This window comes from Kitasatospora sp. MBT66, assembly GCF_000710405.2.
Lineage (GTDB): Bacteria > Actinomycetota > Actinomycetes > Streptomycetales > Streptomycetaceae > Kitasatospora > Kitasatospora purpeofusca.
Window position 1 is genome coordinate 30,381 of sequence record NZ_JAIY01000025.1, and the last position, 1,069, is coordinate 31,449.

The window sequence follows — 1,069 nt, forward strand, 5'->3', positions numbered from 1 at the left end:
AGTTGGTCGGGGGCAAGCAGGGCCAGCGCGGTCTCGGCGGCGTCGACGGCGCGGCGGGCCAGCCGGGGGTCGTCGACGGCGGCGGCCGCGTCGCGCAGGGCGGCGGCGGCCCCGGCCTCGACCCGCAGCCGCATCGAGGCGATGGAGAGCCAGGCGGCGTCGGACTCGTCGTGGACGCCGATGTGGTCGAGGTGGAGCCGGGAGCGGCCGAGGTGGCGGACGGTGGCGCGGACGTCGCCGGTCATGGCGTGGGCGCGGGCCTGGGCGATCTGGCCCATGGCGCCGGCCCAGTGCCGGGCGGGGGCCACCCGGGAGATCTCGCGGGCGTAGCCGAGGGCGGCCTCCGGGTCGCCGTCGAGGCGGGCGAGGAAGCTCATGTCGCTGAGCGCGGCCACCTGGGTGGCGTGGTCCCCGGCGAGTTCGGCCCAGCCGAGGGCGCGGGTGAAGCAGGCCATCGCGGTGGCGTTGCGGCCGTCCTGCATCCGCAGGGCGCCGGCGGCGTGGGCGTACTCGCCGGCGAGTCGGGCCAGCGGGCGGCGGTCGGGACCGGCCGGGTGGGCGGCGAGGCGGCGCAGCACTACCCGCAGGGTGTCCTCGACGGCCGCGGTGCCGGGAGCGGTGGGGCTGTCGCCGGCCCGCAGGTGGGCGGCGAGCAGGCCGGCCAGGGCGTGGGCGGTGTCGGGGTCGACCGGGGCGGCGGTGTCGGGGTCGGCGGCGCGGAACGCGGTGTGCAGGGCGGCCAGGTCGGGCGCGGCGGGGACGGCGCAGCCGGCGGCGTCGTGGAGGGGGCAGAGCAGCCCGTAGTCGGGGAGGCGGTCGGGCAGGTGGGCGGCGAGGCCGGCGGGCAGGACGGGGGCGAGGGCGGCGACGGGCGGGCCGGGCAGCGGGGGGCGGGTCCAGTCCCCGGGGGCGGGGGCCGCCAGGGCTTCGGCGGCGACGGAGGCGACGGCGGAGGCGGGGACGGCGGCCGAGGCCGGGCCCTCCTCGGCGAGGCGGCAGGCGGCGCGCAGTTCGCCGCCGGCGTGCAAGAGGTCGTCGAGGCGGTCGGCGATCCGGGGGCTGGTGCGGC

1 protein-coding gene is annotated in these 1,069 nt (G+C 81.0%); it reads right to left on the reverse strand.

Features of this window, described 5'->3' with window-relative positions:
* The coding region (locus BI06_RS50085; RefSeq protein ID WP_158516552.1) for an XRE family transcriptional regulator at positions 1-1,069 on the reverse strand (1,069 nt) is incomplete at both ends.